The organism is Lacinutrix undariae (assembly GCF_052934785.1).
Genome location: NZ_CM128809.1, coordinates 383,659 through 403,128 on the forward strand (window position 1 = coordinate 383,659; position 19,470 = coordinate 403,128).

A 19,470-nucleotide genomic window follows, 5' to 3' on the forward strand; every position below is an offset into this window, starting at 1 on the left:
AATCAGATAGATTGCTCTAAAAGTTGTTATCACTGACCAAAAGGCTATAATTAGAAATGTTAGTATTAAAAATGGTTTCATTCGGTAATTTTATATTATTGCCAACGTTGTTGTATATGGTTTGTTGCGTGTTTCAAGCAACTAATTTAGTAAATAATTACCGACCAAGAAAGTCCGCGAGGACTTTCGTAAGTATGCGAGAAGCCAGCAATAAATTATATACGGTGTTGTGCCACGTTTTTTTTATCTTGAGTAAACATCATTAGCTATCCAACTCTCAAATCTTAATTTTTTTATCTTGTCATTTTCTTTTTCCTTTATAGCCCAAGTAAATCTTTTCGTATGAAGTTTTGGGTGTAAATCAGGGTATTCTAATAATGCGCTTTTTAAATTTTTGTAATTCTTAAATCCGCTTCCATTTTCGGTAACTTTACCTTTATTTATTCCACAAACAACTACTGGAATATTATCAAATTCAGGAAATGCAGTCTTGAAATTATTAAGGAAAGGTGATATTATTATGTAATCAAAAGTATTGTATTGATTATATCTATTTATTATTTCTTTACTTCCAATGCAGTGTCTAAAATCTTTAATACCTTTTCGTAATTCGTCTATTGTCGAAAATTCGTGAAATGTCTCGAAATTTCTTTTTATAATCCATTTTTCACCATCAGTTAAAACTCCCCAAGTACATTCATAAAGTGCTTGATATTCACTAAGCTGAAGTTTATGATTAGCAAGAGATTGAACACTTTCTTGTCTTTTCTTTTCCTCAATAACTGCAACATTTTTTATAATTTCATTTGGAAAAATTAGTATATCTGGTTTTCGAATTTTAGGAACTGCACCTCTGAAGATATGACTGTCTTCAATTTCTTTAGGAATTTTAATAGTTGATTGAGAAATCAAATCAATTGGATTCCAACCAAGTCCATATTCGCTTGTTATAGTAGGATATATAAGTAAATCGTGACGACTTGATTCATTATCTCTATCTGAGTTTGAATGAAGATTATCAGCTCTTTTTTTCAATTCGTCAAAAAAATATTCTTCTTTATTCATAGTTTGTTTAATGTGGCACAACGTTTATGTATAAGAATAGTTGCGGTTTTGTATGCGAGGATTTTCCGAAGGAAAATCAGATGTTACAAACACGCAACGACCTTTGATTAAGCACTAAGCCGTAATTATTTTTATACGGTGTTAGCACACGTTTTTATTCCGATTTTTTATATTCGTATTGCTTGTCAAACAATCCGCCTTTATTTTTATAAATCAGTTTCTTTTTGTCAACTTCAATCAGAATATAATTCCGATTTCCAATAGTCAGAATTGAGTCAGTCGATTTGTAAGTCGCATCATATTCATTTCCCATTTGGTTAATAAATATTGTTTTGTCCTTATTAAAAGTCAGAGTGGTTTCCAATTCCGTTTTTGAGTCAGATTCCGATTTAGAGTCATTTTCCGTAAGTGGCTCAATATCGTCAGGGAAAGAGTTCGTTTCCGCAACTAAAATCCATTTTCCGATTAGTTTTTTTTCAGATTCAGATTGCGCTGTGCAAGAGCTAATTCCGAAAATTAAAGTAAGGATTATTAATATTCTCATAGTTTTTCTCAAATGTGTGCTAACGTTGATGTATAAGCTTTGTTGCGTTGTTTCAGCAGTGAATTTAGTAAATAAAACACGAACGGCGAAATTCCGGAGGAATTTCCCAAGTGAGCCAAAACCAGCAATAAAGTTTATACGGTGTTAGCAAACGTATTTTAGTCTATATATCCTTCGTATGTTATCATTTTCAAAATTCCATTTTCAAATATTAAATTAAAAACAGAGGTTTGTTCTAAATTTCCGATTTTTAAAGTGTCATTTTGTATTCCTTCTGCAAGAGATTTTTCAACAACATATTTTTTCGTTCCAACTTTTACAAAATCATTTAACTCAAATTCAGGATTCTCGATTTTAGCTTTATAAATCCATTCTTTATTTAGAGCTTTATAAGAAGTCAGTTTTGTGTTTTCAAAAGTTCGAGTGATTATTGTATCTACTAAATTTTCAACGTGTTTGTTTTTTATTGGTTTTTTCTCAACCGCAAACTTTTCGTTAAGAGCAATTCTTTCTAATTCTGACATTAGTTCAATTACCAAACTATCATTTTCAATGTACAATTCTGTAACAGAATTCGATTTAGAGGTTTCTGTTTTTGTTTCCACAACTTCTTTTACTTCCGATTCAACCATTTTTTTTGATTCGGTTTGTTTACAAGAATTTAGCGAAATAAGAATTCCAATTATTATTATTATTATTAGTGGCTGTTTGGTCATATGTTTGCTAACGTTGTTGTATATGGTTTGTTGCGTGTTTCAAGCAACTAATTTAGTAAATATTTACCAACCAAGAAAGTCCGCGAGGACTTTCGTAAGTAAGCAAAAAGCCAGCAATAAATTATATACGGTGTTGTAAACAGTTATTTAACTATTCTTACCTTTATTTCTATCTTTCCACTTATTATGACCTTGTTTCGCTGTGAATAATATAGCTACTAAACTAACAGCTCCTTTAATTATTTGTCCTACTAAACTTCCGTTTTTTGAATTACTCATATCGCTTTTATTTATCTATTTCTAATTTAATTTCTGCGTTTTCTATTTCGTTATAACTTGGGATATTTTGAATTGCTTTCAATGATGAACTGGAAATTTGTTTCCAATTATTTTCAGATGTTTCCCATTCGTTAATTTTATAAACTCTTGTGTCGTCATTAATATGCTCCATAAAATCCTTAAAAGGTGCTAATGATTGTATTAAAGATTGAGGCTCATTTAATTCTTGATAAATTGTCAAAATAATTTGAGATGAACGTTGAATGTAAAAAACTTCTTTAATAAACTCCTTTATGTTTTCTTCTTGTGTTTTTTTGTAATTCCAAGCTTTTAACTCTTTAAAAAGTGATTTCCAAAAACCAACTTCTATATTACTTAATCTTTGTTTTGCACTTTCAATTAGTTGACTTCTTCCCTCGTTCAATGATTTATGTGCAGATAAAAGTGCAATTTCTCGTTTGTTATTGTCAGACATTTGTATAGCATCTAAATAAGCACTATAACCAGCTTGTATTTTTCCTATTCTGTCATTATTAAACTCTTTATGAATATCAGATAGCTTTTTCTCAATAAGTTCAAGTTGACTGCTTAATTGATTTAAAGAGTTCATAACTGCCATATTTTGCAATGATGGCAGTAAATTATTTAATTTTTCAGTATTTGTAATTTCTTTTAGGCGAAGTTGTTTAACAATGTTATTTGTTTTTTTATCTTTTACAAAAGCTAAAAATTCATCTGTTCCAACTTTTTTATTTAATAGATATTCTCCGTTTTTAATCTTTTTCAAGATACCTTTAGGAAAAACAACTTCAAAGTTTTTATAATTTTTCCCAGATTTCTCGAAAAACTCTGCGTAAGAAGGTATTTGTTTTAAAAAACCTAAAACTGTTCTATTCGCATTGTCAAAGTCATTCGTGTTTTTTGTTTTAAAATTGTCAAAAATATTTGAATGTGTATTTGTCAAATCGGAATTTGTCAATTTAGCTACATTTGCAGATTTTTGAATTGGTCGATGTATTTTTATTTCTTTCACAGTTTTTTGGTAATTGTTTACAACTCGTTATATAATTACTTTTATTACTGATATCCCGTAAATGAATCAGGATATGCTAGGTTTGTTAGTATTGTTATCCCGTAAATATAATTGTTTTACAGCAATATCCAAAGGACTCGTTATCTGTTGTAAATCTTTCCTAGTAACATGAGTATATATCATTGTCGTTTCAGGACGACTATGGCCTAAAAGCTCCTGTATGTACCTAATATCAGTACCTTGCTCTAGCATATGCGTGGCGTAACTATGACGTAATGTATGAGGCGTTACAGCCTTTTCTATACCTGCAGCTTTTACACTCTTCTTTAAAAATGCCCGTATAGATGCCGCACTATACTTACCCCCTTTCGGGTTTTCTATAAAATAGCTTTTAGGTCTATAGGTATTATGGTAATTCTTTAATAAAGGAAAAATACTTTCTGCTATCGTAGTATACCTATCCTTTCTACCCTTTGCATTTTTTATAAACAACTGCTTACGCTTAAAATCAAAATCACTAAGCTTCAAATCAACAACCTCCCCTACCCGAAGTCCCGATCCATATAACATCGCAATAATTACACGGTGTTTTAAATTCTTGGTCTTTTGCAAAAGCATAAGCACCTCTTCAAGACTTAAAACAATAGGTAACTTTTTATCCTTCTTAGGCATATAAATAGCATCTATTGTTATAGTACATGCCGGATAAAAATAAGCAAAATGCTTTAAAGCACTTACCAGTTGCCTATGAGTACTAATAGCATAATCAAACGTTTTTATAGCCCACTCAACGTAAAGTCTAACATCGTTATCATCCAAATCATCTAATGATTTATCCTTTGTAAAACGTAAAAAATCTAATATAAAATGACCATAAGATCCTATAGTACGTTTACTAAACCTTTTTCCCTTAAGAAATTCTAAAAATTCATCATACACTGCAAGCCTGTCACTATCTAATGGAATAAATCTAAAATCTACAACAGCTGCTGCAATAGGATAAACCATTTCATTACAACCATCTATAAGCTTTAAACCCTTTTTTAAAACATACAACCTCAAAGCCCGCAAACGTACCGCATCATAATAAATATAAAAAACACCATGCGTCTTAGACCAAAACACACCATCAAACCTTTTAATAAATGCTTTAATTTCAAAATTATAATCAAATTTAATAGCAACACATTTTTGTGAACGATGAATAAAAAACTCTAAAGTTATAACTACCATAGTAAAAGATATAAAAAATATTAAGGAGTAAAATTGTTTAAAAAAATCCCAAAAACAGTTATCAAACACATACACATAAAATCAGGTCACAATACACCTATATAAAAACAATGCAATTACCAACCTGCTTAATCCAACACGCCATTTTTAAAAATTAAACAAATAGCTTACCTAATAACCACAAACCAAATAATCATCAAAATAGTAAAAACACTAAGCCTTAACAGAAACCACCTCAACACCAAAACTCTTAGCGCCAGACAATAAATAACGTACTCCATTTACCTCCTGGTAAAAGGCAACACGCAACATCCCAAACAAAATACCTGTACCACCTGGCAACTCCTCTACCAAAATATCAAAAGTATCACCTGTATAATCACGACCTATCAACAAAGGCGAAGCAATAACTCGCGTATAGCTTAACGTCTCAAAATCAAAACGAAGTACCCCAAAAACAACCTCCATATAATCTGCTTCCTTAGGAAAAACAACCACATCAATATTAAAACCAGACGTACTAAACAACAACCCATCCCAGTCAAAATGATACTTACAAGATAACAACATAGCACGCTTAGGCGTAAACACAAATGCTTGCATAAGCCCCCTACCAACAGCATTAGATAACCCTAAAAACACACGACGCTTTCCGCGTGCCGAAACCACATCACAATCCTTAATTTTCAAAAACAAACGCATCAATCTACTATGCAATGTCCCATCTTTATAACCCAATAAAAAAGGCCTAATAGCCTGCTTAAACACCTTGTTCACCACTGCACACATCCCAAATTCATTATTACTCTCACGAACCCTAACCATATTAGGACTATGCTTAATAGCCTCCTTAGTAAAACCCCCGCCAGCAACCCGAGCAGTAGGCACACCTTCTCTATAATAAAAATTTACACCTCCAATAGTACCTTCCAAAAATACAATCCCTTTCTGTTTAGCCATAACACACTCATTTACAACACTTAAATATAATATTAAATATTTAAAATTCAAAACAAACCTCATCCATTCATATATATACCAACTATATGCCAACTATATGCCGACTTTATACCGACTATTATGCCTACTAAAGCCTATATAACTACAGTTTCAATACCTTAAATAAAGCCAATAAATAACACGCCCATATCAATTACAACACAAAAAGGCAGCCTTATTAAAGACTGCCTTTTCTATTTATATAACAAGTTATCCGCTTTCGCTAAACAACCTCACTCTAAAATATTACCATTTTATAATCACACTTCCCCAAGTAAATCCACTACCAAAAGCAGCTAACACTACAGTATCACCTTCTTTAATTTTTCCTTGTTCCCAAGCCTCAGATAAAGCTATCGGAATGGAAGCAGCGGTTGTATTTCCGTATTTTTGAATATTATTAAAAACCTGATCGTCTTCTAATTTAAATTTCTTTTGAATAAACTGTGCGATACGTAAGTTCGCTTGATGCGGAATTAACATATCAATAGCATCAACATTAAGATTGTTTTTTACTAACCCTTCGTTAATTACTTCACTAAAACGAACTACAGCATTTTTAAATACAAATTGCCCATTCATATAAGGAAAATAACTCACGTCATCAGGATTGTTTTCAGCTATAATATCACTTACCCAACGTTTCCCCATTCCTGGAGCTACCAATACTAATTCCTCAGCATGCTCACCTTGCGAATGTAAATGTGTTGATAAAATTCCTTTACTATTATCTTCTTCTCTTGATAAAATTGCAGCTCCTGCCCCATCTCCAAAAATTACCGAAACACCACGACCTCGTGTTGTTTTATCTAATCCTTGAGAATGTAACTCACTACCAATAACCAAGATGTTTTTATACATCCCTGTTTTAATAAAATTATCGGCTACAGAAAGCGCATATACAAATCCAGAACATTGATTACGTACATCTAAAGCTCCAACCGTTTTAATATCTAAAGCGTGTTGTACTTGTACTCCTGGTCCAGGAAAATACATATCAGGACTTAAGGTTGCAAAAATGATAAAATCTATATCATCTTTATCAATTTTAGCACGTTCAATAGCCACTTTAGCAGCTTTCACTCCCATTGTTGCTGTAGTATCTCCCGATCCTTTTTTTACCCAACGACGTTCTTTTATCCCTGTTCTTTCCTGAATCCAAGCGTCATTAGTGTCCATTAATTCAGACAAATCTTCATTTGTAACTATATTATCTGGCACATAATGCCCTAAACCTATTATTTTTGAATTGTACATTATCTAGTTTTGTTATCGTAATAATTGCCCAAATTTACACTTTTCAGTAGAAATTGAGACACTATTTAACACCCAATAATTATGCATGCATAATATATGACGGTAAAATGTCACTTTGTCACCTTTTTACTCTTGGTACTTTTTTTGTCTCTACATAAACTATAAATACAAACTCAATAAAACGTATATATCATGTCAAAAGGAAAAATTAATGTTTCAGTTGAAAACATTTTCCCATTAATCAAGAAATTTTTATATAGTGATCACGAAATATTTTTACGTGAATTAATTAGTAATGGTACAGATGCTACTTTAAAACTAAAACACTTAACAACTATTGGGGAGTCTACTTCAGAATACGGAGATCCTAAAATTGAAATCAAAATAGATAAAGAAGGTAAAAAACTTCATATTATCGATCAAGGTTTAGGAATGACTGCAGATGAAGTTGAAAAATACATCAACCAAGTAGCATTTTCTGGAGCTGAAGAATTTTTAGATAAATATAAAGACTCTGCAAAAGACTCTGGTATTATTGGGCATTTTGGTCTTGGTTTCTATTCTGCATTTATGGTAGCTGAAAAAGTAGAAATCATTACAAAATCTCATAAAGAAGGAACTACTGCTGCACATTGGATGTGTGACGGTTCTCCTGAATTTACTTTAGAAGCAGCAGACAAAACAGATAGAGGAACAGAAATTATTCTTCACATCGCTGAAGATTCATTAGAGTTCTTAGAAGAAGCTAGAATTGATAACTTATTAAACAAGTATAACAAGTTTATGCCGGTGCCAATTAAATTTGGAACTAAAGAAGTTAACGATCCTAATCATACACCTGAAACAACTAAAGACGCAGAAGGTAAAGAAACTACTGAGCCTCAAAAGCAAATAACAGTAGATAATATCATCAATAACCCTAATCCAGCTTGGACAAAACAACCAACAGAATTAGAAGATGAAGATTATAAAAACTTCTACAGAGAATTATACCCTTCTCAATTTGAAGATCCTTTATTTCACATTCACTTAAACGTAGATTACCCATTTAATCTTACTGGAGTTTTATACTTCCCGAAGATGACAAACGATTTAAGCGTACAAAAAGACAAAATTCAACTCTACCAAAACCAAGTTTACGTTACAGATAATGTAGAAGGTATTGTACCAGAATTTTTAACAATGTTACGTGGTGTAATTGATTCACCAGATATCCCATTAAATGTATCGCGTTCTTACCTACAAGCCGATGGTGCTGTAAAAAAGATCTCTTCTTACATTACACGTAAAGTTGCCGATAAATTAAAATCTTTATTCAACAGTAATAGAGAAGATTTTGAAGCCAAATGGAATGACATTAAAATTGTTATTGAATACGGAATGCTTTCTGAAGATAAATTCTTTGAAAAAGCAGATGCATTTGCATTATACCCAACTGTAGATGATACTTATTTCACTTACGATGAGTTATTCAACAAAATAAAAGCTAACCAAACCGATAAAGATGGTAAATTGGTTATCTTATATGCATCAAACAAAGACGCACAACACAGCTATACTGCTGCAGCAAAAGCAAAAGGATACGAAGTATTATTTTTAGATTCTCCTATTGTAAGTCACTTAATGCAAAAATTAGAAAGCTCTAAAGAAAATATTTCTTTTGTACGAGTTGATGCAGATCACGTTGACAATTTAATTAAGAAAGACGAAACTAAAATTTCTAAATTATCTGACGAACAACAAGCAGAATTAGAAACCGCTTTAAAAGCTGTAATTCCTGCCGAAAAATTCTCAGTACAATTAGAACCAATGGATAGCGATGCAACTCCATTTATGATTACTCAACCAGAATTTATGCGTCGTATGAAAGAGATGCAACAAACTGGTGGCGGTGGTGGTATGCAAATGTTTGGTCAAATGCCAGATATGCATAATCTAGTGGTAAACACAAATGCTACATTAGTAAACGATATTTTAAACGCTACAGATAAAGACGAACAAAAACGTTTAATCACGCAAAGTTTAGACTTAGCAAGATTATCTCAAGGTTTACTTAAAGGTGAAGAATTAACCAACTTCATTAACCGTAGCTATAACATGCTAAAATAATTTTTTCGCTTACGCGGAAACCATAAAAACCCAAAACCACTTTGTGAAAACGAAGTGGTTTTTTACACTAAAAAGAACACCAATGACAGAACAAGACAAACAATTTATGCAACGCGCTATTGATATGGCAGCAAAAGGAATGAATGCTAACGCAGGAGGTCCATTTGGAGCTGTAATTGTAAAAGATGGAAAAATTATTGCAGAAGGACACAATTGTGTAACATCAACTAACGATCCAACAGCACATGCCGAAGTTGTAGCCATCAGAAAAGCTTGCGAAGCTTTAGGAACATTTCAATTAGACGACTGTATCGTTTACACCTCTTGCGAACCTTGCCCAATGTGTTTAGGTGCCATTTACTGGGCAAGACCTAAAAAAGTGTTTTACGGTTGTGATAAAGTAGATGCTGCAAATATTGATTTTGACGACAACTTTATCTACGAAGAGTTAGATAAACCTATCACCGGACGTAATATTCCTTTTGAGCAAATCCTACAAGTAGAAGCTGTAAAAGTCTTTGAAAAATGGACAGAAAAAATAGATAGAACTGAGTATTAATATTACCTGTTTATTTACAGTACCTTTACCTAAAATATATTTAAATGTCATTTAAAGACTTACAACTTAACAAACCGCTTTTAAGAGCCATCGCCGAGGCGGGTTACGATAACCCAACATTGGTGCAAGAACGTACAATACCTTTGGTATTAAACCAAAAGGACGTCATTACATCTGCCCAAACCGGAACAGGTAAAACTGCTGCTTTTGCCCTACCTATACTACAAAAATTGTACGACAGACAGGAGCCTTCAAAAAAAGGTAGACAAATAAAAGCTTTAATTGTAAGTCCTACTCGTGAATTAGCTACTCAAATAAATGACAATTTTGAAACCTATGCCAAATATACCAACCTAAAAAGCACGGTTATTTTTGGAGGAACAAGTATTGAACCGCAAATAGAAACTTTAAAAAAAGGAGTTGATATCTTAATTGCAACACCTGGGCGTTTGTTAGATTTACACAAACAAGACATCATTAATCTCGACTACATTGAAACATTAGTTCTCGATGAGGCCGATTTAATGTTAGATATGGGTTTTGTAGACGATGTTAAAAAAATAGAACGCTTATGTCCTAAAGACAAACAAATTTTACTCTTTTCGGCAACCATGCCTTTTAAGGTTGAACAATTAGCTAAAACTATTTTAAAAACTCCAGAACGTGTTGAGGTTACACCAACATCTTCAGCTGCAAAAAATGTAAGTCAGGTATTATATTTTGTTCCTAAACAGAATAAAATAGAACTGTGTTTACATTTACTTAGAAACACTATTAAAGGAAATGTTTTAATTTTTAGACGTACAAAATATGGTGTCGATAAGTTAGAACAAACCTTACTTAGAAATGGCTATAAAGTAGATACTATCCACGGAGATAAAGCTCAAGATTTACGTCATGAAGCTTTAAATAAATTCAAAAAAGGAGAGGTTACTGTCTTAATTGCTACAGATGTTGCTGCTCGTGGTATTGACATTAACGAATTAGATAATGTTTTAAACTTCGATTTACCAAACATCCCAGAAACCTATGTACACCGTATTGGTAGAACAGGTCGTGCTGGTAACTTAGGAACAGCTTACTCATTATGTTCTGCTGATGAAAAAGAATATGTAAAAAGTATTCAGCAATTAATTAGTGTTCAAATTCCTGTTGAAGAAGATCATCCTTATCCATTAGATCCTAAAGCCGTTCCTATGGTTCATAAATCTAATAAAACCGGAAGCAAACACCGTAAAGGTCGTAAAGGAGAAGGTTCAAAAAAGAAAAAGAAACGCTGGTATTAAAAACCACAATATTCATATTTATAAAAAGGCGCTATTAACTAATAGGGCCTTTTTTTATATAATATATCTCAATTCCTATCGTTTTATGCTTTTAAAGTTACTAAAAATAGTATCTTCGAAAACTTACAGAAACAATATTTATCGCCTTATTTAGGCCAAAACCTTATAAAAATTAATATTAAAAATGGATTTTACAAACCCGTTAGTTTATGGAGTACCCTGTTTTCTTGGACTCATTTTACTAGAACTTACCTACAGCAAAACATCAACCGATAAAAAAGATTTATACGACTGGAAAGATTTAGCTTCTAGTTTAGCCATGGGAATTGGGTCTGCAATCATAGCGCCTTTAATTAAAACAATTTCTGCTATTATTATTTTCAATATAGCTTATGAGATTTTTAATCCTATGGTTGATGGTGTACGTACAAATATTATGGGATGGGAATCTTTTGGATACGCATTACCTGTTTGGTTTTTATGCCAGTTTTTAGATGATTTTTCATACTACTGGTTCCACAGAGCCAACCACATGGTACGCTTCTTTTGGGCGGCACATATTGTTCACCATTCATCAGATAACTTTAACTTAGGGACCGCAGTAAGAAATGGTTGGTTTACTATTTTATACAAACCTTTTTTCTATATCTGGTTGCCAATTATAGGCTTTCCGCCAGAAATGGTTGTGGTTTGTTTAGGTATTGAAGCCCTATGGCAATTTCAATTACATACCGTACTAATTCCTAAATTAGGGATTTTCGATAAGATCTTCAATACACATACTATGCACCAAGTACACCATGCTAGAAACCTAGAATACATGGATAAAAATCATGGTGGGTTTTTAAATATTTTTGATAGAATGTTTGGAACTTGGAAAGAGCTAGATGAAGATATTGACATTGAATACGGTGTTACAAAACCGCCAAATTCTTACAATCCGTTAATTATTTTAACCCATGAATATAAAGATATTTGGAACGACATGAAACGTTCTAAAAATTGGGGACATAAATTTATGTATGCTTTTGGAGCTCCAGGTTGGAGTCATGATAAAAGTACTCTTACAATAAAAGAAATACGACGCTTACAAAAAGAAGAAGCATTAGCTACTAATAATTAATATACCAAATGGTTTTGCGTAAGACATCAGTCTGAAACAAAACCATTTTTTTTTCACCTTGAATATTTTAAATGTGTATCTTTAAAATTCATTGTAATCTTATATATGCATATAAAATCTATTTTATCCTTTATACTCTTTTTAAGTTTTAGTCTTAATTATGCACAAACATTAATAAAAGATAACGAAACTAAATACCCTGTATCTTACGCTACGGTTTCATTTGGTGACGGACAAGGGATTTTTGCAGATGATGAAGGGACTTTTATATTTACAAAGAAAATATATCCAGATATTGATTCTCTTTTCATTTCTGCATTAGGCTATAAAGATGTTGCATTATCAACTGATAATTTACCAAAAACAATTCATTTAGATATTGAACATGATGTTTTAGACGAAGTATTAATTCATGTAAAAATTGATAGAAAATTTAAAGAAGAAACCATTAAACCTTACCTAGACGACGATTATTACAAATGTTGGCTCCCAACCATAGAGAGCGAAATTGCCGTGTTTTTTAAGACTGAAAACCCCAAATTAAAACAACTAAGCGAAATTCATTTTCCTATTGCTTTAGAATCTAAAAACTGGGGGAAACGCAAACGCTCAAATGCAGATAAACAACCGTTCTCTACCCTATTTAAAGTAAACATCTATAAAAATGAAGGCGGCTATCCTGGAGAAATCATAAATACAACTAATATTGTTTTTAGAGCCACCGAAAAACATGGAGACGTATATAATTTAGATATTTCTGAACATCATATATTTATTCCTGAAAATGGATTTTTTGTATCATTACAGGTATTAGGCTATACAGATAAAGTTGGAAAACTATTACCTAATAAAAAATATAAAGAAATTACAACCGGAAATCGCACCGTAAAAATACCTACCAATTTTCGTCCCTTACTACCGTTTACAGACGAAATTTCACAAAATAATACCTTTATAAAGCGTGTGTTTTTACAAAAAAATTCGTGGGTGAAATTTGAAAAAGGCAGTAGCGTATCGTCAACATTATTAAAAACCGGACTCAATAATTACGGTGTTGGGATCACTTATAAAATTTATAAAGATGAATAATCCTTGGCATTTATATATCATGTCGGCACTCTATATTATTGCTGGCGTTTATCATTTTATAAAACCTAAAATGTATACCCGTATCATGCCCAAATATTTACCTAATCATAAATTATTAGTGTATTTAAGTGGTATTGCCGAAATTGTTCTTGGAATTGCTATTTGCTTTGAAGCCACAAAACCATATGCTATCTACGGTTTTATTGCTATGCTAGCCGTCTTTCTATTAGTACATTTTTATATGTTATCTAACAAAAAAGCTGCTGCTAAAATTCCTAAATGGATTTTAATGTTACGGTTACCCTTACAATTTGTACTCATGTATTGGGCATGGTCATATTTGTAAGATTATTCTATTTCAAAATCAAAATACGTTTTAGGAAAAGCTTCCCAACGTAAGGTAAAATGCCACCATTCTTTAGAGTAATTTCTAAAATTATGTTTCAGCATAATCTCTTTAAGCAATAGTCTATTGGCTTTTTGAGTTTCGGTAATTTCACCGTAATTCACCCAAGATGGTTCTCCAAAAAAATCATACGGACTTCCCATATCTAAAGGTTCACCGGTAATACCATCAATAATTGTTAAATCTACAGTACTACCTCTACTGTGTCCAGATCGTGAGGCAATATATCCATCTCTAAACAAATGACGTTTATTGACATTAGGATAAAATTCTGCTTTATTAATAGTGTCGTTTAAATCTTTCGCCCAAGTGATAAAATGATTAACAGCACGTTGCGGACGGTAACCATCATACACTTTTAAGCACAAATTTTGTTGTTGCAAATCGTTTTGCACCAATTTTAAAGCTTGTGCAGTCGCTTCAGTTAAAATTAACCGATTCGCTTTATACCCCGTAATGGTATCACCTACAAAATTATGAGAACTAAAATATCTTAAATTAACATCTAGATCGGGGATAAGAGATTTAACAGACACAAAACCTTCTGGTAATTGTTGTTTTTCTTGAATTGTAAAGCTAAAGCCTATTACAATTAAAACGATATATATTATTTTGTACTTCATAATTGAACTGCTAAATTAGATAAAAAATTAGTCTACGGACTTATTTTCAGAAGAAAAACCGTTTTAAAATCTACTAATACTAATATGATTTATAATGGTAATTTAAGGCCTCTTAAATTTAAAAAAAACTTCATAAACCTAAAAAATAAGGCATAAAAAAACCAAGATCCCTCAATCTTGGTTTTGTATTCTGTATTACTTAATGTTTTAAAATTAGAAATTCTAATAATATAACATAACACAGTCTTTAATTAATTCATTACAAATATAAGAATATTCTTTCAGTAAACCTGATGAAATACATAAAAAATCGTTAAAATACATCATGTTTTATCATGTAAACGCAAAACACCTTTTTTAAATGAAAAATCGCAGGCTTTTTATAAAAAAACTAACAATCTTTTAAACATACATAAAATAACATTTACGCATCTAAAAACGTTCCTTTTATGTAAATTTGAATAAAAACACATCCTATGAAATACATTTTTCTATATATTGTTTTAATAGCTACAGCGCTTAGTAATACGATTCAAGCCCAAGACATAAATTATACGGCTCAAGAAGTGGCTATAAATAAAATGATTGATGGTACTTTATTAAGTCCAAATGCCGTAAAAAAACCCATTTTAGCCATTATTATAGCGGGTTCTGGTCCAACGGATAGAAACGGAAATCAAAATTTTGTTAAAAATAATTCACTTAAAAAATTAGCCGAAGCGCTTTCAAATAAAGGTATTGCAACTTTTAGGTACGACAAACGCATCGTAAAACAAATTCAACAAAGACATGTAGATCCTAATATTATGTTTGACGATTTTGTAACCGATGCAAAATCTGTAATCACATATTTTAAATCTCAAAAGGAGTTTTCTAAAATTTATGTACTTGGTCATAGTCAAGGAAGTCTTGTTGGTATGCTTGCTGCAACCCAAAATGTAGATGGTTTTGTATCTCTTGCCGGAGCAGGACAAAGTATTGATAATGTGATTATGGAACAAATAGCAAAAATGGATACTAAACTTATTGAAGGTACAAAAGCTGCATTAGCCCAACTTAAAGCTGGAAAAACTACAGACACCTACCCTATTGCTTTAGGCGCTATTTTTAATCCTGCAACCCAACCATTTATGATAAACTGGATCTCTCACAATCCACAAGACATAATTAAAACACTTAATATGCCTATATTAATTGTTAACGGTACTAAAGATTTGCAAGTAAATGTTAACGAAGCACAACTATTAAAAGACGCCTCAAAAACTGCCGAATTAAAAATTATAGAGCAAATGAATCATATTTTGGTAACTATTGAAGGTAATGATTTAGAAAACTCAAAATCTTACAATGAGTCTGCTAGAAAAATTTCAGAACAACTAATTACAACCCTGATTACATTTATAAAATAACTCTCAATATTGCACACAAAAAGGCTCCTTAAAACTAAGGAGCCTTTTTTATAACTAACCAACCAAATGTAATTTATACGTTTCTACTAAAAACAATTACATTAACTATTATACAAACTGCGTGCCAAAACAATTTAGAGAATTACAATAATCGCAGTTTTAAGATAACTTTATTACAAAAACAATAACAGGACAGTAAACCTTGCTTTTTTTATACCCTTTAATTTTGGTATTTTGCAGGCTCAAATAAAACTATATATGGAAAACCAACCTTATTTTACAAACGATGCTATCGTTTTTGGTATACTTATGCTATCATTAGGTTTTGTATTTTATACAGAATCAAAAAAAACAGGCTTCTGGAAAATATTTTACAAGTACATCCCAGGCTTACTTATGTGCTATTTAATTCCTGCTATTTTTAATTCGTTAGGAATTATCTCAGCAGAAGTATCACAAACTTATTATGTAGCAAGTCGCTACCTCTTACCAGCATCTTTAGTATTATTAACTATAAGTATCGATCTAAAAGCTGTATTTAATCTTGGTTGGAAAGCTCTAGTCATGTTCTTTACCGGAACTATAGGGATTGTAATTGGAGGACCAATTGCCATATTAATTATCTCTACATTTTCTCCTGAATCTGTTGGAGGTGTTGGTTTTGATGCCGTATGGAGAGGTCTTGCTACACTTGCAGGAAGTTGGATTGGTGGTGGCGCAAACCAAGCGGCAATGTTAGAAATTTACGAATTTAACCAAGAACTTTACGGAGGAATGGTACTTGTAGATATTGTAGTGGCAAATATTTGGATGGCTGTACTTTTATTAGGTATCGGAAAACGTAAAAAAATAGATAACTGGTTAAAAGCAGACAACACAGCTATTAATGACCTACAAGATAAAATGCAAAATTTTAGTGAGAAAATTACTAGAAACCCAACATTAACAGATCTAATGATGATTATAATGTTTGCGTTTGTAGCAGTTGGAATTGCACATTTTGGAGCAGAAATAGTATCTACATTCTTATCTGAAAACTTTGAAGCCGTAAGCGATCCTAAAAGTGCTTTATCGTCATTTGGTAGTAAATTTTTCTGGCTAATTTCAATAGCAACAATAATAGGAATCCTATTATCATTCACTAAAGCTAAAAATTACGAAGGTGCGGGAGCTAGTAAAATAGGTAGTGTTTTTATATACATTTTAGTAGCTACTATTGGAATGAAAATGGATTTAGGAAAACTATTTGAAAACCCAGGATTAATTTTAATTGGTCTTGTATGGATGGCTATTCACGCAGGTTTACTTATTTTGGTTGCCAAACTTATACGCGCACCATTTTTCTTTTTAGCGGTAGGAAGTCAAGCCAACGTTGGTGGAGCCGCATCTGCTCCAGTTGTTGCAGCAGCATTTCACCCTTCACTAGCAACTGTTGGCGCTTTATTAGCTGTATTTGGATATGTTGTAGGAACCTATGGCGCTATACTTTGTGCAGAACTCATGAGAATAGCCGCTGCAGGTTAGTATTTAATCAATAATTATAAGATATTTACACCTACTTTTTAAACAATAACAATGAAAAAATTAAGCGTTTTAGCTATAGCAATATTAATGATGTCTTGTGGAAATGATACAAATCATAATTTCACTTTACAAGGTCATATAAAAGGATTAAAAAAAGGAACTGTGTACTTGCAAAGACAACAAGACAGCACAATGGTAACTATAGATTCTCTAGAAATTAACGGAAACGATAATTTTAAATTACATAGTGATCTTGAAGAACCTGAAGTTTTATTTTTAAAATTAGATAAAAATGATTCTGATGATGCCACAGTTGTGTTTTTTGCTGATAAAGGAATTACCCAAGTAAATTCAACATTAAAAAACTTTAGTATTGATGCTAATATTACAGGTAGCAAACAACAAACAGTTTTAGACGAGTATTTATTAATGATGTCTAAATTTAATGATAGAAATTTAGATCTGATTAAAGAAAGTTTTGAAGCTAACAAGACTGTTGACTCTACAGATTTTGATTTTGAGACGGAATACAATAGCCTTTTAAAGCGAAAGTATCTTTACACAATTAACTTTGCCGTAAATCACAAAGATAGCGAGGTATCGCCTTATTTGGCTTTAAGTGAAATCCCAAACACAACGGTTAAATATTTAGAAACTATATATGATGCTTTAGATGATACTATAAAATCGTCTAAATACGGAAAACAATTAAAAACCACTATTGAAACTCGTAAAACAGAAGACACATTGTAAATATTACAATACCTTTTATAAAAAATTAAACCTCTCAGAATTCTGAGAGGTTTTTTTATGGCATTACACAAAGTAAATATATATCTAGTTACAAAAAACATTTAAGCGCCACTAAACCCTTTAAAAATGGGAGTTTTTAGACATAAAAAAACTCCAACACTTTAAAAAGTATTGGAGTAATTTATTAAGAGCCGATGGAGGGACTCGAACCCACGACCTGCTGATTACAAATCAGCTGCTCTAGCCAGCTGAGCTACATCGGCGAAAGAGTTTGCAAATATAAGACCTTTTATCATATCTGCAAACTTTTTTTAAAAAAATTTTAGCTTAAAGCATTAATTTTTTCAATTAAAGCTCTTCCTTTACTCTCAAGTTCCTCATTAATAGTCTTAAAGTGTGCTTTTTTATTTTCAACACTTCTGTCATTAACTTTTGCAATTAAACCATCAAAAGTAGCAATTGCTTCATCTATGATCTCTTCACTCTTTGTATTGTCTTTGTCTGTGTTTGTATATTCCCAAACGTATACTGCTTCAATGATATCTCCTATTACGTAATTGATATCTTTTTTAAGCTCTCTTTTATTTGCCATAATTTAAAATAAATTTATTTCTGCAAAATTAAACTAATATGAATAAAATATGTTATAAAAACTTTAAATATTACTTCTATATCAATTTAATTCTTAGATTTACAGTAATGAATGCATTAAATCATACATATCAACAACATATTAACCGCACATCTAAGCAAATGATGTGGGCGATTTCATGTATGTTGAAAAATAAAATACCAATGCACCTCGTTGAATAAACTATAATTTACACAACAACCCTATACAAAAAAGGTGCTTTTTATAAAAAAGCACCTTTTTTGTTTTTAATCATTTAACCTTTTTAAAATTTAAAAATTATGAAAACCATTAAGTCCGTATTAAAACAGAACATTTTTTCTATCTATTTATCTAATTGCATTCGCATGATGCATAGCATGTATTACAACTACAAACTCACGCATTTATTATTATACCCATAAACTTATACTATTATGAAAACGCAAAAAAACAGATCTACAAACGTCAACTTCACGGTCTCTAAAAAAAACAGTAATGCTAATGGGTTTTTATTACCTCATACATTATATAGCAAAGTTAAAACTGTAGCGACCTACCCTATAAAGGAATTTTATTTACAGGATGTTCCTCAATTAAAAGATTATAAATTTAAGATGCATAAAAATGCATTTATAAATGATGAATTAACCATACAAGCGCAATTGGTAAAACAAGATGCAAATGGTTATTTAATTAATATTATTGTGACAAAAGCTAGAACAGCCTCTAAAACTCAAGAAACAATTTGTAGTGCCTTATTTGGTGCTAGTTTAGATGATGAAATCGCTTATCAGAATAATAAAACAGCTTGCTAAATAAAATTCCCGAGTATATGTGTCATACTCGGGAG

20 protein-coding genes and 1 tRNA gene are annotated in these 19,470 nt (G+C 31.6%); 10 read left to right on the forward strand and 11 right to left on the reverse strand.

Annotated elements, in window-relative coordinates:
• Positions 1-243: 243 nt before the first annotated feature.
• The 8 genes from ACU4C5_RS01790 to ACU4C5_RS01825 form a co-directional block, all read right to left on the reverse strand.
• Complete coding sequence (locus tag ACU4C5_RS01790; protein WP_193701527.1) at positions 244-1,065, reverse strand: hypothetical protein; 822 nt, start codon at positions 1,063-1,065, stop codon at positions 244-246.
• Between the two features lie 154 nt (positions 1,066-1,219).
• Entirely contained in the window at positions 1,220-1,609 is a 390-nt protein-coding gene (locus tag ACU4C5_RS01795) for a hypothetical protein (protein ID WP_446845342.1), read from the reverse strand.
• A 158-nt stretch (positions 1,610-1,767) separates the two neighbouring features.
• On the reverse strand, positions 1,768-2,325 hold the full coding sequence (locus ACU4C5_RS01800) for a hypothetical protein (RefSeq protein WP_446845343.1): 558 nt from the start codon (positions 2,323-2,325) through the stop codon (positions 1,768-1,770).
• 147 nt (positions 2,326-2,472) lie between these two features.
• On the reverse strand, positions 2,473-2,604 hold the full coding sequence (locus ACU4C5_RS01805; RefSeq protein ID WP_446845344.1) for a hypothetical protein: 132 nt from the start codon (positions 2,602-2,604) through the stop codon (positions 2,473-2,475).
• 7 nt (positions 2,605-2,611) lie between these two features.
• Complete coding sequence (locus tag ACU4C5_RS01810) at positions 2,612-3,637, reverse strand: hypothetical protein (protein ID WP_446845345.1); 1,026 nt, start codon at positions 3,635-3,637, stop codon at positions 2,612-2,614.
• Positions 3,638-3,703: 66 nt separating this feature from the next.
• Positions 3,704-4,870 (reverse strand): site-specific tyrosine recombinase/integron integrase, encoded by a 1,167-nt coding sequence (gene xerA / locus ACU4C5_RS01815; RefSeq protein ID WP_446845346.1) that lies wholly within the window; start codon positions 4,868-4,870, stop codon positions 3,704-3,706.
• A 213-nt stretch (positions 4,871-5,083) separates the two neighbouring features.
• A complete protein-coding gene (locus ACU4C5_RS01820; protein ID WP_446845347.1) occupies positions 5,084-5,830 on the reverse strand; it encodes a hypothetical protein in 747 nt (248 codons plus the stop codon).
• 285 nt (positions 5,831-6,115) lie between these two features.
• The gene (locus ACU4C5_RS01825) at positions 6,116-7,126 is read right to left on the reverse strand and encodes a 3-oxoacyl-ACP synthase III family protein (protein WP_446845348.1); all 1,011 of its coding nucleotides are present in this window, start codon (positions 7,124-7,126) and stop codon (positions 6,116-6,118) included.
• Positions 7,127-7,318: 192 nt separating this feature from the next.
• Here ACU4C5_RS01825 and htpG point away from each other — a divergent pair, with 192 nt between their 5' ends.
• The 6 genes from htpG to ACU4C5_RS01855 all read left to right on the forward strand — a co-directional run bounded on the left by htpG (position 7,319) and on the right by ACU4C5_RS01855 (position 13,638).
• Positions 7,319-9,235 carry a molecular chaperone HtpG gene (htpG, locus tag ACU4C5_RS01830; protein ID WP_446845349.1) on the forward strand — a complete coding sequence of 639 codons (1,917 nt, stop codon included), beginning with the start codon at positions 7,319-7,321 and terminating at the stop codon, positions 9,233-9,235.
• An 82-nt stretch (positions 9,236-9,317) separates the two neighbouring features.
• Complete coding sequence (locus ACU4C5_RS01835; protein ID WP_446845350.1) at positions 9,318-9,794, forward strand: nucleoside deaminase; 477 nt, start codon at positions 9,318-9,320, stop codon at positions 9,792-9,794.
• Between the two features lie 44 nt (positions 9,795-9,838).
• Positions 9,839-11,080 (forward strand): DEAD/DEAH box helicase, encoded by a 1,242-nt coding sequence (locus ACU4C5_RS01840; protein WP_446845351.1) that lies wholly within the window; start codon positions 9,839-9,841, stop codon positions 11,078-11,080.
• Positions 11,081-11,264: 184 nt separating this feature from the next.
• Entirely contained in the window at positions 11,265-12,203 is a 939-nt protein-coding gene (locus tag ACU4C5_RS01845; RefSeq protein WP_446845352.1) for a sterol desaturase family protein, read from the forward strand.
• A gap of 105 nt (positions 12,204-12,308) precedes the next feature.
• Positions 12,309-13,292: a hypothetical protein gene (locus tag ACU4C5_RS01850; RefSeq protein ID WP_446845353.1), complete on the forward strand. Its 984-nt coding sequence runs from the start codon at positions 12,309-12,311 to the stop codon at positions 13,290-13,292.
• Positions 13,285-13,638: a DoxX family protein gene (locus ACU4C5_RS01855; protein ID WP_446845354.1), complete on the forward strand. Its 354-nt coding sequence runs from the start codon at positions 13,285-13,287 to the stop codon at positions 13,636-13,638. Before ACU4C5_RS01850 ends, ACU4C5_RS01855 begins: the two co-directional genes overlap by 8 nt.
• Before the next feature lie 2 nt (positions 13,639-13,640).
• Here the strand turns inward: ACU4C5_RS01855 and ACU4C5_RS01860 are convergent, their stop codons facing one another.
• Positions 13,641-14,321 (reverse strand): M15 family metallopeptidase, encoded by a 681-nt coding sequence (locus tag ACU4C5_RS01860; protein WP_446845355.1) that lies wholly within the window; start codon positions 14,319-14,321, stop codon positions 13,641-13,643.
• A gap of 476 nt (positions 14,322-14,797) precedes the next feature.
• Between ACU4C5_RS01860 and ACU4C5_RS01865 the strand changes: the two genes are divergently transcribed.
• From ACU4C5_RS01865 to ACU4C5_RS01875, 3 genes are all read left to right on the forward strand, one after another.
• Positions 14,798-15,730 carry an alpha/beta hydrolase gene (locus tag ACU4C5_RS01865; protein ID WP_446845356.1) on the forward strand — a complete coding sequence of 311 codons (933 nt, stop codon included), beginning with the start codon at positions 14,798-14,800 and terminating at the stop codon, positions 15,728-15,730.
• Positions 15,731-15,988: 258 nt separating this feature from the next.
• Positions 15,989-17,254 (forward strand): DUF819 family protein, encoded by a 1,266-nt coding sequence (locus ACU4C5_RS01870; protein ID WP_446845357.1) that lies wholly within the window; start codon positions 15,989-15,991, stop codon positions 17,252-17,254.
• 51 nt (positions 17,255-17,305) lie between these two features.
• A complete protein-coding gene (locus ACU4C5_RS01875; RefSeq protein ID WP_446845358.1) occupies positions 17,306-18,007 on the forward strand; it encodes a DUF4369 domain-containing protein in 702 nt (233 codons plus the stop codon).
• Between the two features lie 189 nt (positions 18,008-18,196).
• On the opposite strand, the gene ACU4C5_RS01880 is transcribed toward ACU4C5_RS01875, so the two are convergent.
• Together ACU4C5_RS01880 and ACU4C5_RS01885 are read right to left on the reverse strand one after the other, a co-directional pair.
• A tRNA-Thr gene (locus ACU4C5_RS01880) sits at positions 18,197-18,270 on the reverse strand.
• Between the two features lie 59 nt (positions 18,271-18,329).
• Positions 18,330-18,599, reverse strand: a complete 270-nt coding sequence (locus ACU4C5_RS01885) for a hypothetical protein (protein WP_446845359.1) — start codon at positions 18,597-18,599, stop codon at positions 18,330-18,332.
• Positions 18,600-19,054: 455 nt separating this feature from the next.
• Between ACU4C5_RS01885 and ACU4C5_RS01890 the strand changes: the two genes are divergently transcribed.
• Positions 19,055-19,435 carry a hypothetical protein gene (locus tag ACU4C5_RS01890; protein ID WP_446845360.1) on the forward strand — a complete coding sequence of 127 codons (381 nt, stop codon included), beginning with the start codon at positions 19,055-19,057 and terminating at the stop codon, positions 19,433-19,435.
• Positions 19,436-19,470 lie beyond the last annotated feature (35 nt).